Below are 12,610 nucleotides of genomic sequence, written 5' to 3'. Positions count from 1 at the left end.
TGCTTCTTCGCATGGCGCCCGAGGCGCACCTGCACTGTCCTACCCTGCTCGCCCGAGGGCATGCAAGGGTCTCGCCGGACTTTTCCGACTATCCAGAGGTTCATGCACAGGCAGTGGAGAACCGTCCACAGAACCGATGCCTTCATCCACAGTTTGCCCACAGGCAGACGACCCCTGGAACAAGCACTGGGTCATGGCGAGAAGACGCCAGAAGCCGTACGCCCGAAGGTGACCGCCGCTGCCACCTCGGCGGGGACGGTCTCGACCAGCTGCCGGTCGGGTTCGGCGCCCAGCGCGTCGTTGACCGTCGAGAAGGCGAGGCGGAGGGAGACGAAGATCGTCGCCTCGAAGATCTCGCGGTCCCCCAGACCCACCTCCCGCAGACAGGCGACGTCCTCGGGCGTGGTGGCGTTCGGGTCGCGGACGACCTGCGTCGCCCAGGTGGCGAGCGCCGCAAGCCTCGGCTCGACGCCGCCGACCTCGCCGCGCAGCAGGTTCGCCGCCGTGTCGGCGTCGGTGAGGGTCGCGAGGCGGCGTCCCCACGCCAGCGCACAGTACGAGTCGCCACGGGCAGCAGCCGTCGCGACGACGAGCGCGGCGCGGTCCTCGTCGGTCAGTGCGCTGTCGGTCACCGCTGCAGCGCGGGCCGCCGTGACCGCGGCCGTGATGTCGGGCCGCCATGCCCAGAGGCGGGTCAGGTTGTTGACGTACCCGTCGCTGTCGCGGTCGTCGTCGTAGAGCGCCTTGACCTGGTCGTCGTGCGGAGGCTCGTCGAGGAACATCTCCCCAGGATGAGACCGCCGCAGATCATCGTGGGTCGACTTGCACGCCCGCACGCGAGCCGCCGTGCCGTCCGAGTCGTGGTGCACAGTGGCCCCATGACCGCACTCGGCGTCGTGTTCCGCCCCCAGCTTCCTCCCGAGCGGCTCCGCTCAATCGTGCGTGCCGCAGACGGCGCGGGCCTCGACGAGCTCTGGCTGTGGGAGGACTGCTTCCTCGAGAGCGGCATCGCCACGTCCTCCGCCGCACTCGCATGGTCCGAGCGGCTCCACGTCGGTGTCGGGCTGCTCCCGGTCCCGCTACGCAACGTCGCGCTCACGGCGATGGAGGTCGCCACCCTCCATCGCCTGTTCCCCGGCCGCGTCACCGTCGGCATCGGCCACGGCGTCCAGGACTGGATGGCGCAGGTCGGGGCGAGGGTGGAGTCACCGCTCACGCTGCTGCACGAGTACGCGACCGCGCTGCGGGCGCTGCTCCGAGGCGAGCGCGTCTCCACCGACGGCCGCTACGTCCGTCTCGACGACGTCGCGCTCGACTGGCCGCCCCTCGGGCCGGTGCCGGTGCTGGCCGGCGCGGTGGGCCCGCGGTCGTTGGTCCTGACGGGCGAGGTGGGCGACGGCACGGTGATCGACGCCCGGGTGACGCCCGACGGGCTGCGCGACGCGCTCGCTCTCGTCGGCGAGGGCCGTCGCCGGGCGGGTCGTACGGGTGAGTGGCCCGTCGTCGTCTACGTCCTCGCTGCGACCGGGCCGGGTGCTCGGGAGCGCGTCGCCGCAGAGGCGGCAAGCTCGGGCCACTCCGTCGACGGGCTGGGAGCCGCCGGTGACGCCGACGAGGTCGCAGCCGTCGTACGCGGTCTCGCCGAGGCCGGGGCGACCACGGTCGTCCTCCAGCCGACGGCAGACGAGCCCGACCCTGAGGGGTTCGTGCGCTTCGCCGCCGAACGCGTACGCCCGCTCGTCCCGCGGTGACCAGCCTGGGCGGGTGGCGCGCCCCTGGACATGAAAAGGTCCCTCGCGCACCCGATAGAGCTCACTTACCCTTGCTGCCTTCCGGCCCTGGGGGAGTTGGGCGAGGTACCGCCGCGCGAGGGACTGGAACCATCCTACGCAGACACGGCAAGCGTTCGACGTCGGGGCCGGGGCTGCACCCCGGATTTCTGCGCCCGACCCTCCAACGGGTACCCTGCTCGCGGAGGATTCGCATAGTGGCCTAGTGCGCACGCTTGGAAAGCGTGTTGAGTGAAAGCTCTCAGGGGTTCGAATCCCCTATCCTCCGCCACACGACGAAGGCCCGGCCCGCGCATGCGGTCCCGGGCCTTCGTCATCTCGGTGTCTTCGAGACATCAGGGCCTCAGCAGTCCACCCACCCACCAGTCGTGCGGCAAGCCGTCGTTGGCCACTCCCCGATGCCGCAGGGTGCCTTCGACAGTGAAGCCGAGGTTCTCGGCGACCGCTCGCGAGCCGGCGTTCCCCACCATCGCCCACCACTCGATGCGGTGGACGTCGAGCGCGGCCCAGCCCCAGTTGCACAAGGCCCTTGCGGCCTCCACCGAATAGCCGCGTCCGCGTTGTTCCTTGACGGCCCAGTAGCCGAGCTCATAGACACCTTTGCTGACGATGAACAGGCAGTAGGAACCGACCAGGGCGCCACTGTCCTTGCGGAAGGCACCGAGGGTGAAGTTCTTCTCGGTGGCCCACCCCGCGGGCAGGTCCTCGCCGACACGCTTCTCCGCGTCCGCTCGCTGGTACGGCACCGGCACCGGTGTGTAGTGCTGGATGTCTTCGTCCTGGCAGGCGTCGTACACCGCATCCACGTCGGTCGACGTGAAGGCTCGCAGCACCAGGCGGTCAGTCTCGAGAGTCACCGGATCCATTGCGGCAGTATGAGCAGCACGAGCCGGCGGCAGCGAGCGAATATCGCCCGAGCCGCCGGCACGTGACCTCGACCTTCGTCGTCGAGGCGTTCGCTCAGAACCGCTGCCAGGTGCTGGCCGGCGCCGCCCAGCCGCGCGACTTCTTCGTGTAGTCGCACACGCCGTCCGGGAACGCCGCCTGGAGGCGCGCCTTCTGGTCGTTGGTGAACGTCACCGGGTAGTCCGACCAGCGGATCGGCTTGAACGCGCAGGCGAGGACGTCCTGTGCCTTCGACTGCCCGGCCACCTGGCGCGGGTTCGAGCCGATCTTGTAGATCGACGCGCAGGCGTCGCCGCCTGCGGCCCAGTCGGTGCCGACGAGCTGCCCGGTGGGCAGGTAGCACCCGTCGGTCAGGGACGCCGGCTTGTTGCGTACGACCTTCGCGGACTTCGAGCCGCGACCTGCGTCCCGACCGATCGCGGTCAGCCACGCGTCCATCGACCCCAGCGCGTGCGCGTACGCCGCGGCGGAGAGCGCCGGCACCGGCAGGTGCGCCACGATCACCTGGTTGTCGGCGTTGCCGTTGGCCTTGCGCAGCCGCTCCCGCATGACGAACGACCACTCGGCCGTGTGGAAGTTGGCCGGGACGCCGGCCACGTCGGCGTACGTGCGGAGGTCGATGATCGGGGTGTCGGCCAGACCGCGCGACGCCGTGTTGATCATCCCGTACTTGTACGACGCCTTGACGGCCTTCAGGTCCGCGCGGCTCCGCTGTGGCACCACGGCGCCCGCGGGGTCGTACCCGCCGATCTTCTCGTTGAGCGTCACGAACTGCTCGGCGTCGATCGACCCCGCCTTCAGCGCGGCGAGGCCGTACTGCTGGCCGATGTTGTCGAGCGGGCTGCGCACGAAACCGGTCTTGGGGTCGCGGCCCACCTGGTTGGCGAACTGCTCCATCGCGGCGCAGCGCACGCCGTCGGGGTTGGTCGCCGCGTTCCAGCGCACCTCGACCGGGATCACCGCGGGGCACGAGTCGGTGGCGGTGATGCGGTTCGCGAAGGCGACGTCCCACGACAGGCAGCTGCTGAGGTTGAGGAAGCCCGTCGCGGCACGCTTCTGCTCGTCGGTCCACGACGCTCCGGCACCCGCGTAGAAGCGCTGCAGCAGCCGGCAGTCGGCGTTGGGACCGTTCGTGGTGACGACGTCGGGGAAGCCGATGCTCGGGATGATGCCGTCGATGATGCCCGGGTACGTCTCGGCGATCGTGTACTGCTGGATCGCGCCGCCGGAGCCCCCCCACCCGATCGTGTGCAGGGGCTCGCCGTACGTCTCGACGACGTGCTCCTTGACCATCATCGCGGCCTCTGCGGAGATGATCGGGCTGCAGTTGTTGTCGAGGACGTTCAGCGACGACGACGCCACGACGTAGCCCTGCGACAGCATCATGTGGTCCAGCACGCCGCCGGTGCTCGCGCCCTGGTGGTAGCCGCCGTTGCAGCCGCCGCCGAAGGTGTAGACGAGCCGGTCGTTCCATGTGCCCTCGGACGCCGTCGGCGAGGGGTCGGTGCCGTCGTACAGGCCCGCGACCTGGTAGACCGCCCGGTCGATCGTGCCGGTCTCGACGCGCACGACGTACGGGAACGTCCGTCCGCCCACCGTCACGGTCGCCGCGTCGGCGGGGACCTGCGTCGGGTCGGCGAGGGCCTTGAACGCGTTGCCGGCTCGGTACTGGTAGGTCACGGTCGTCTGCGCGCTGCAGTCCGGCTGCGTCGCCGCGCCGAGCCCGAACGCCTCCGTCTCGCAGTAGAACGGAGTCTGCTGCTTGCCGGAGAGCACCGGCCCCTCGATGCGGTGGTTCCGGACGACCTGCGCGTCGAGGCGCCAGCCGGAGTGGGCGGACACGAGGTTGACGCCGTTGCGCAGCCCGGTGACGAGTCCGAGACGACTCCCGTCGGGCTGCTCGACGAGCGAGGTGTGCGTACGGCGTCCGTTGACGAGGACGGTCACGCGCGCGTCGTCGGCTGCTCCGCTCACCCGGACGAGGACGTCGCCGCCGCTGACCAGGTCGGACCGCGGGTTGGAGACCGTCTCGAGCGAGAGCGTCCGCCCGTGCCCGCGATCACCTCCTGCGGCGACGGCGCCGTTCGCGGGGGAGGTCGCCAGTCCCGCGACCAGCAGTCCCGCGACCATCACGCCCGCCGCGGGGACAGCCCCCCATGCACGTTTCCCTCCCATGAGCACAACCTCTCGCCATCGAGCCACCGGGCTCGGCCGGGCGGGGGCAGATGGTCCCGCCCGATGAAACTAGTGTGTGAGCCAGGTCACGTCCAGCGATGCCGCACAACCAGCGGCCGCGGACCGGACGCGCGCAGACCGAGGCGACTCGGCCGCCTGACTACACTGCAGTGGTGATCTTCCGAGGAGTGGGCGAAGGCCGGCCGTATCCCGACCACGGCCTGACCCAGAGCCAGTGGGCGAAGCTGCCGCCGCAGCAGGTCAGGCTCGACACCCTCGTCACGGTCAAGCGGCAGCTCGACCTCGCCAGCCTCCTCGACGAGGACTCGACGTTCTTCGGCGACCTGTTCCCGCACGTCGTCGAGTGGCAGAACGTCCTCTACCTCGAGGACGGGCTGCACCGCGCCCTCCGTGCGGCGCTGCAGCAGCGCCAGGTCATGCACGCACGTATCTACGCGATGGACAGGTGATCATGAGCCGCGGCCTGCGCACGTTCCTCACGCTGTCGGTGCTCACCGTCATCCTCATCGGCGGCACCTACTCCGGGGTTCGTCTCCTCTTCGCCGAGGCGCCGGGCCTGCCCGACGCCGACGACGTCAGCTCGTGCCGCAACCGCACGCTCGAGCCGGGCGAGCAGCTGACGACCAGTCAGGTCAGCGTGAACGTCCTGAACGCCGGCGGCCGCTCCGGGCTCGCCAACCGCACGATGATCAACCTCGAGGGCATCGGCTTCATCCGCGGCACCGTCGGCAACGCCCCCGCCGACACCCGCGTCGCCAACGTCCGCGTCGTCGCCCGCGACCCCAAGCGCGCCGACGCACGACTCGTCGGTGCCCAGTTCAAGGGCAAGGTCCAGTACACGAAGGGCACACCCGAGGACGAGGCGAGCGTCGCCGTCTACATCGGCACCGACTTCAAGGGCCTGAAGAAGACCCCGACCCCCGCCGTCAAGGCGAAGGCCCGCTTCACCATGTGCGCTCCGGTGGCGCCGACCCTCTGAGCTCCCCCGCCCCGACGGCCGGCGCCACCGTCGTCAGCTCGTGACCGCCACCACCCCGAGGTGGTTGGAGATCGACGTGTAGCGCTCCGCGTACAGGCGGACGCCGCTCATGTCGTACGCGATGACCATGCCGCGGATCGACGCGCGGGCGGCGTCGGGGTTGCGCCAGTAGACAGGCCCGCCGCTGTCGCCCTGGTAGACGATCCGCAGGTCGTCGTCCCGCCGGCCCCGCATGAGGTACGTCGTGCACGAGGACCCGCCGTCGTCGCAGAACGTCGCTGACAGGCTCTTGATCTTGATCCCGCAGATCGACTTCGAGACGTAGCCCGACGCGCAGACCGAGTCGCCGATCGACCCGTCGTTGGCGGCCCCGACGACGCGGACGTCCTCGGTGTCGCGGCCGTCGGTGTAGAGATAGTTCGAGTACGTCGAGCCGCTGAGCAGGGCCTGGTCGTAGTCGGGATAGCTCGATCTCGCCGCCGTACGCCCGAAGTAGTTGCTGCCCGAGTACCACGCGGTGCCGTTCGGACCGCAGTGTCCGGCGACCACGCCGTACCGGGTGCTCGACGTCTTGCTCTTGACCGCGAACCCGGACGAGCAGACGCCCGTCGAGGCCGAGATCCGTGCCCCCGCCCAGTGCGGCGCGGTGTCGGCGGCCCGCGACGTACGCGCCGCTTCACCCGTGTAGCGCACGACGACCGCCTCCGGCGGCGCCCCCTCGACCGATGCCGCCTCGTCGCTGAGCCTGGCCAGCGCAGCCGGTTCAGCACCTTCGACGTCGACCACGACGGCCTCGAGCTCCGGGTCGAGGTCCAGCCCGTACGCCCCGGTCGGGACCGCGGCCGCCGAGCGCCAGCGCTCGCCCCGTACGCCGTCCCAGGCGTTGCGGAGCTCGTCGGTCGTCCGTTCGGAGGTCTCGACGGTGAGGAGACGGCGGGCCGTCAGCGGCAGACCCGACGTCAGGCGGCTGACGAGCGCCTTGCCGTCGGTGCCCTGGGTGACGACGAGCGTGTAGCCCTCGACGGGGCTGCCCGTGACGCCGATCAGGCCGACGTCGAGGCTCACGGGCACGCCGTCGGCGGGCTTGTCGCCTCTCGGGGTGAGCAGCGCGGTCACGCGATCGGCGACGGTGCGCTGGAGGGTGGTCGGTTGTGGGCCGTCCTCCGCGAGGACGACCGCGGTGGACGCGGCGGTGACTGCGTCCGTTGCGGCGGCGGTGTCGAGTGTCGCGTCGTCACCCTGTGCCGGGGACCCGGCGGCGACGAGCAGTCCGGCCCCGAGCGCCAGAGCGGCGGCCGGGGCGAGTACGAGCAGGCGTGGAGTCTTCATGCTGGGCTCCTTTGTCGCAAGGTTCGTAGCAGGGACGCTAGCGCCTGCCGCCCTGGACCGCAGTGGAGTCGTTTGGTTAGGCTTACCTCTGCTAGCGGTCCCTCCGCAGTCCGTCCCCTCAGCAGGAGGTCATGTGACCACCACCGACACCGCCGTCCAGGCATGGCGGTTCTTCGACGTCGAGGTCGCGCGGACCACCCTGCTCTCACGCTCGTTCGTACGGCTCACGTTCCGCGGTGACGACCTCCACGAGATGGCCGACAACGGCTTCGACCAGCGCATCAAGCTGATGCTGCCGGACGCGACCGGCGGCTACGACCACGCTCCGAGCGGCTCTGACTGGTACGGCGAGTGGCAGGCCCTGCCCGACGAGCACCGCAACCCGCTCCGCACGTACACGATCCGCTCCGTACGCCCTGCAGCGCGCGAGGTCGACATCGACGTCGTGATGCACGGACCCACGGGACCCGCCGGGCGCTTCGCCGGCTCCTGCCGCACCGGCTCCCGCGCTGTCCTGATGGGCCCGAACGCGCTGCACCCGGGCCCGCACGGCGCGATCGAGTTCGCTGTCCCGCCCGCAGACCGACCGCTGCTCCTCGTCGGCGACGAGACCGCGGTGCCGGCGATCAGCCGCATCCTCGAGGACCTCCCGAGCGACGTCTGCGGCCACGCCGTGATCGAGGTGCCGCATGCGGAGGACTTCATCGACCTCGACCGTCCCCCCGGCGTCGCTCTGACCTGGCTCGCCCGTGAGGGCTCCCCGCACGGCGAGCGCCTGATCCCCGCGGTGCGCAAGGTGGCGTCGGCGATGCTCGGCGACGCGACGGCCTCTCCCAGCGCGACGCTCGACGACATCGACGTCGACCGCGACATCCTGTGGGAGGTCCCGCTCGACGACCGCGGCATGCCGCTCCCGCCAACCGGCGACCTGTACGCCTGGCTGGCCGGCGAGTCCGCCGTCATCAAGACGCTCCGCCGGTTCCTCGTCTCCGAGCGCGGCGTCGATCGGCGCTCGGTCGCGTTCATGGGTTACTGGCGGCTCGGGCGACCCGAGTCCTGATCGACACCGCCCGACCTCCCGTAGGCTCCGAGCCATGATCGAAGCCGTCGTGTTCGACATGGACGGGGTGCTGGTCGACTCCGAGGAGCGCTGGGACGCGGCGCGACGTGACCTGGTCGCGGCAGCAGGCAGACCGTTCCCCGACGACGCGACGCGCGCGATGCAGGGGATGAGCGCACCCGAGTGGGAGCGCTACCTGCACGACGACCTCGGGGTGCCCGACCCGCCCGAGCAGATCGGGCGCACCGTCGTCGACGCGATGGCCGCTGGATACCGCGAGGCGCTGCCGCTGCTCCCGGGGGCGGTCGACGCCGTGACCGCGCTCGCCCGGGCGTACCCGCTCGCCGTCGCCTCGTCGGCCAACCGCGAGCTGATCGACCTCGTCCTCGAGCTCGCAGGTCTCGCGCCGTCGTTCGGTGCCGTGGTGTCGAGCGAGGAGGTCGACCGCGGCAAGCCAGCGCCCGACGTCTATCTCGAGGCAGCGACCCGGCTCGGCGTCGACCCGCGGGCCTGCGTCGCCGTCGAGGACTCCTCGAACGGGCTCCGCTCGGCCCACGCGGCTGGGATGACGGTGATCGCGGTACCCAACCCCTCGTACCCGCCTGCCGACGACGCTCTTGCTCTCGCCGCGATCACGGTGGACCGGGTCGACGCGATCACTCCTGAGCTGGTCGCCGGCCTCGGCTAGAGCCCCGCGCCCACGCTGCCGCTCGGCCCGCGCGTGGGCTCGGAAAGCACTGAACCCCGCCCGGGATCCCGGGCGGGGTTCGTCTGGCGGTGGCGGTGGGATTTGAACCCACGGTAGGTTTCCCTACACAACATTTCGAGTGTTGCACCTTCGGCCGCTCGGACACGCCACCGCAGGAGAGATTACCGGACCGGGTCTGCGGCTCCCAAACCGGGTCGGCCCCTCAGCGGTGCTCGGCGAAGAACGCCAGCAGCTGGGCCGACGCCTCCTCAGCGCGGACCCCCGCACGCACCTCCGGCCGGTGGTTGAGCCGCCTGTCGCGGACCACGTCCCACAGCGAGCCGACGGCGCCCGCCTTGTCGTCGTACGCGCCGAACACCAGCCGCGAGACCCGCGCGAGGACCAGTGCGCCGGCGCACATCGTGCACGGCTCGAGCGTGACCACCAGCGAGCAGCCCTCGAGCCGCCACTCGCCCCGAGCCTGCGCTGCGGACCGCAGCGCGACCACCTCGGCGTGCGCGGTCGGGTCGCCGTCACGCTCGCGAGCGTTCCACCCCTCGCCGATCACCGTGCCGTCGGCGTCGACGACCACGGCACCGACCGGAACGTCGCCGGACTCCAGGGCGCGGGTCGCAAGGTCGAGCGCACGACCCATCAGAGTCTCGTCGTGCGAGAGCGAGGACATGTCAGCCGATGAGCGCCTGGTAGGCAGCGCCGAAGCCCAGGCGCTCCGCGATGTCACCGAGCACCTCGTCCGGGTAGGCGTCGGGGTCGTCGAGCATCACCGCGAGGTCGATCGCCGTGACGCCGAGGTCCGCGAGGATCTCCATGTCTCCTGCCGGCTGCGGGTCGTCGTCGTCCTCCGGGTCGGGCAGGTCGAGCTCGTCGGCCACCGAGCTCGCGAGCGGCCACTCGTCGACCGCTGTGATGTCCGACAGCAGCAGGCGCGTGTGGTCGCCGGAGACCCGGGCCAGCACGAAGAAGTCCTCGTCGATCGCGACCATGCCGAGCACACCGCACTCGGACGGGAAGGGCCGCAGGGCGCGCTCCAGCTCGGCGACGTCCTCGCCCACCCCGTGGGGCAGCCGGGTCAAGGTCCAGACGCCCGCCTCGCGATAGGCGAGGACGGCGACGTCCACGTCGTCCTGCACGGCACACCTCCTCAGCGCGTCGAAGCACGTACACACGAGAATGACAGAGGTTCGCGATCCCGTGTTGGGAAGGCGCCGCGAGTTCGCTCATCGGTAGTGTTCCGGTCATGGACATCCACGTCGTCGACCATCCGCTGGTCGCGCACAAGCTCACCACGCTCCGCGACGCGTCGACCGACTCGCCGACGTTCCGCAGGCTCACCGACGAGCTGGTCACGCTCCTCACCTACGAGGCGACGCGTGACGTCCGGGTCGAGGCGGTCCAGGTGACCACTCCGGTGGCGATCGCCGAGGGTGTCCGCCTCGCCCCGCCGAAGCCGCTGATCGTGCCCATCCTGCGCGCCGGGCTCGGGATGCTCGAAGGCATGCAGCACCTGCTCCCCACGGCCGAGGTCGGGTTCCTCGGGATGATCCGCGACGAGGAGACGCTCGAGCCGGCGACGTACGCCGAACGCCTCCCCGACGACCTCACCGGCCGTCAGGCGTACGTCCTGGACCCGATGCTCGCGACCGGTGGCACCCTGTCGGCGGCGATCGAGTTCCTCGTGACCCGTGGCTGCTCGGCGATCACGGCGGTCTGCCTGCTCGCAGCACCCGAGGGCATCGCACGCGTCGAGGCCGACCTCGCCGACATCGGCGTACCCGTCTCGCTCGTCGTCGCAGCGGTCGACGAGAAGCTCAACGAGGTCGGCTACATCGTGCCGGGGCTGGGCGACGCGGGCGACCGTCTGTACGGCGTGGTCTGAGGCCTGCGGGCGCTGCCGGTCGGTGGATCAGCGTCCACCCACGCCGCGCGGGTGGACGCTGGGGCACCGACGCGGGGCGGGTATGTTTCCCCAGGTCACGGTCGGTGAGGCTACAGAAAAAGTTGTGCCGCCCAACACCCACCGCTCCCACAAGATGAGACGCACATCTCACCCACTGGTCGTCTGAGGCGGCGTGGAGATAACGTCTGCCGAATGAAGATCGGCGTGGTCAAGGAGACCTCGCCGGGTGAGACACGCGTCGCTGGGACTCCGGCGACGGTCACTCAGCTGATCAAGCTGGGGTACGACGTCGTGGTCGAGTCCGGTGCAGGCAAAGCGTCCAGCTTTTCCGACGAGGCGTACGACGAGGTCGGGGCCTCGATCGTGGCGCGCGACGAGGCCTGGCAGGCCGACCTCGTGCTCAAGATCAATGCGCCCGCGACGGACGAGATCGCTCTCCTCTCGGACGACGCGACCCTGGTCAGCCTCGTCTCACCCGCCCTCAACGAGGCGCTCGTCGACGAGCTCGCCCAGCGCAACCTGACGGTCCTCGCGATGGACGCGGTCCCGCGCATCTCGCGCGCGCAGTCGATGGACGTCCTCTCGTCGATGGCCAACATCGCCGGCTACCGCGCCGTGGTCGAGGCTGCGCACGAGTTCGGCCGCTTCTTCACCGGGCAGGTCACCGCCGCGGGCAAGGTGCCGCCGGCCAAGGTGCTCGTCGCCGGCGCCGGCGTGGCGGGCCTCGCGGCGATCGGCGCCTCGAGCAGCCTCGGCGCGATCGTCCGCGCCACCGACCCACGGCCCGAGGTCGCCGACCAGGTCAAGTCGATCGGCGGCGAGTACCTCGAGGTCGACGCCGAGCAGGAGGTCTCGACCGACGGGTATGCCAAGGCGACGAGCGAGGCGTACGACCGTCGCGCTGCGGAGATCTACTCCGAGCAGGCCGCCGACGTCGACATCATCATCACGACCGCGCTGATCCCCGGGCGTGCGGCACCGCGGCTCATCACCGAGGCCGACGTGGCGAGCATGAAGCCGGGCAGCGTCATCGTCGACATGGCTGCGGCCCAGGGCGGCAACGTCGCCGGATCGGTCGCCGGCGAGAAGGTCGTCACCGACAACGGCGTCACGATCCTCGGCTACACCGACCTCGCTGCCCGCCTCCCCACCCAGGCCTCGCAGCTGTACGGCACCAACCTGGTCAACCTGCTCAAGCTGCTCACTCCCGGCACGGACGGTCAGCTCGTCCTCGACTTCGACGACGTCGTCCAGCGCGGCGTGACCGTCGTGCGCGACGGCGAGAAGACGTGGCCGCCGCCGCCGGTCTCCGTCTCAGCCACCCCGGCCACCACCGCCCCGGCCGCGACGCCCGCCGTCGTCACGGAGAAGCGACCACCGAACCCCGCCGTCAAGTGGGGCCTGATCGGCTCGGGCATCCTCGCGCTGTTCCTGGTCAACGCCTTCGCGCCGGCGCCGCTCCCCGAGCACATCACCGTGCTCACGCTCGCGGTCGTCATCGGCTACTACGTGATCGGCAAGGTGCACCACGCGCTGCACACACCGCTGATGTCGGTGACCAACGCGATCAGCGGCATCATCGTCGTCGGCGCGATGCTGCAGATCTCGATCGGCGACGGGGCCGACAACGCCACCACGATCCGTGTGCTGTCGTTCATCGCGATCCTGCTGGCCTCCATCAACGTCTTCGGCGGGTTCGCCGTGACCCGTCGCATGCTCAGCATGTTCTCGAAGGACTGACGCC

General features: G+C 70.6%; 13 protein-coding genes, 2 tRNA genes and 1 other RNA gene. 8 read left to right on the top strand and 8 right to left on the bottom strand.

Translation table 11 applies throughout. The features are described from left to right. Window positions 1-191 precede the first annotated feature (191 nt). Entirely contained in the window at window positions 192-782 is a 591-nt protein-coding gene (locus GH747_RS04070) for a carboxymuconolactone decarboxylase family protein (RefSeq protein WP_205602750.1), read from the bottom strand. Between the two features lie 96 nt (window positions 783-878). On the opposite strand from GH747_RS04070, the gene GH747_RS04065 reads away from it, so the two are divergent. Next, a complete protein-coding gene (locus GH747_RS04065; RefSeq protein WP_149768240.1) occupies window positions 879-1,751 on the top strand; it encodes an LLM class flavin-dependent oxidoreductase in 873 nt (290 codons plus the stop codon). A gap of 31 nt (window positions 1,752-1,782) precedes the next feature. Here the strand turns inward: GH747_RS04065 and ffs are convergent. After that, window positions 1,783-1,879: signal recognition particle sRNA small type (gene ffs, locus GH747_RS04060), an RNA gene on the bottom strand. Between the two features lie 94 nt (window positions 1,880-1,973). On the opposite strand from ffs, the gene GH747_RS04055 reads away from it, so the two are divergent. Then, window positions 1,974-2,061: transfer RNA gene (locus tag GH747_RS04055), tRNA-Ser, on the top strand. A 64-nt stretch (window positions 2,062-2,125) separates the two neighbouring features. On the opposite strand, the gene GH747_RS04050 is transcribed toward GH747_RS04055, so the two are convergent. Next, window positions 2,126-2,623: a GNAT family N-acetyltransferase gene (locus GH747_RS04050; protein ID WP_205602749.1), complete on the bottom strand. Its 498-nt coding sequence runs from the start codon at window positions 2,621-2,623 to the stop codon at window positions 2,126-2,128. Between the two features lie 127 nt (window positions 2,624-2,750). Next, on the bottom strand, window positions 2,751-4,871 hold the full coding sequence (locus GH747_RS04045) for a DUF6351 family protein (protein ID WP_205602748.1): 2,121 nt from the start codon (window positions 4,869-4,871) through the stop codon (window positions 2,751-2,753). A gap of 173 nt (window positions 4,872-5,044) precedes the next feature. Between GH747_RS04045 and GH747_RS04040 the strand changes: the two genes are divergently transcribed. Further along, a complete protein-coding gene (locus GH747_RS04040) occupies window positions 5,045-5,341 on the top strand; it encodes a type II toxin-antitoxin system VapB family antitoxin (protein ID WP_149768238.1) in 297 nt (98 codons plus the stop codon). Window positions 5,342-5,343: 2 nt separating this feature from the next. Beyond that, on the top strand, window positions 5,344-5,871 hold the full coding sequence (locus GH747_RS04035; protein ID WP_149768237.1) for a LytR C-terminal domain-containing protein: 528 nt from the start codon (window positions 5,344-5,346) through the stop codon (window positions 5,869-5,871). A gap of 33 nt (window positions 5,872-5,904) precedes the next feature. Here GH747_RS04035 and GH747_RS04030 read toward each other — a convergent pair whose 3' ends face one another. Continuing rightward, window positions 5,905-7,200 carry a chymotrypsin family serine protease gene (locus tag GH747_RS04030; RefSeq protein WP_149768236.1) on the bottom strand — a complete coding sequence of 432 codons (1,296 nt, stop codon included), beginning with the start codon at window positions 7,198-7,200 and terminating at the stop codon, window positions 5,905-5,907. Window positions 7,201-7,333: 133 nt separating this feature from the next. Between GH747_RS04030 and GH747_RS04025 the strand changes: the two genes are divergently transcribed. Then, window positions 7,334-8,260 carry a siderophore-interacting protein gene (locus GH747_RS04025; RefSeq protein ID WP_205602747.1) on the top strand — a complete coding sequence of 309 codons (927 nt, stop codon included), beginning with the start codon at window positions 7,334-7,336 and terminating at the stop codon, window positions 8,258-8,260. Between the two features lie 34 nt (window positions 8,261-8,294). After that, entirely contained in the window at window positions 8,295-8,948 is a 654-nt protein-coding gene (locus GH747_RS04020; protein ID WP_149768234.1) for an HAD family hydrolase, read from the top strand. Window positions 8,949-9,032: 84 nt separating this feature from the next. Here the strand turns inward: GH747_RS04020 and GH747_RS04015 are convergent. From GH747_RS04015 to GH747_RS04005, 3 genes are all read right to left on the bottom strand, one after another. After that, window positions 9,033-9,120, bottom strand: a tRNA-Ser gene (locus GH747_RS04015). A 51-nt stretch (window positions 9,121-9,171) separates the two neighbouring features. Next, entirely contained in the window at window positions 9,172-9,633 is a 462-nt protein-coding gene (gene tadA / locus GH747_RS04010; protein WP_228552765.1) for a tRNA adenosine(34) deaminase TadA, read from the bottom strand. A 1-nt stretch (window position 9,634) separates the two neighbouring features. Further along, window positions 9,635-10,099, bottom strand: coding sequence for a tRNA adenosine deaminase-associated protein (locus GH747_RS04005; RefSeq protein ID WP_228552764.1), 465 nt, complete (start codon window positions 10,097-10,099; stop codon window positions 9,635-9,637). Between the two features lie 107 nt (window positions 10,100-10,206). Here GH747_RS04005 and upp point away from each other — a divergent pair, with 107 nt between their 5' ends. Both upp and GH747_RS03995 read left to right on the top strand, forming a co-directional pair. Beyond that, window positions 10,207-10,845 (top strand): uracil phosphoribosyltransferase, encoded by a 639-nt coding sequence (gene upp, locus GH747_RS04000; protein ID WP_149768232.1) that lies wholly within the window; start codon window positions 10,207-10,209, stop codon window positions 10,843-10,845. A gap of 213 nt (window positions 10,846-11,058) precedes the next feature. Next, window positions 11,059-12,606 (top strand): Re/Si-specific NAD(P)(+) transhydrogenase subunit alpha, encoded by a 1,548-nt coding sequence (locus GH747_RS03995; protein WP_149768231.1) that lies wholly within the window; start codon window positions 11,059-11,061, stop codon window positions 12,604-12,606. The last annotated feature ends 4 nt before the right edge of the window (window positions 12,607-12,610 follow it).

Origin of the sequence: Mumia xiangluensis (assembly GCF_010994095.1) — a bacterium.
GTDB lineage: Bacteria > Actinomycetota > Actinomycetes > Propionibacteriales > Nocardioidaceae > Mumia > Mumia xiangluensis.
Note: the sequence above shows the minus strand (reverse complement) of the source record. Positions and strands in the feature narration are given on the sequence as shown.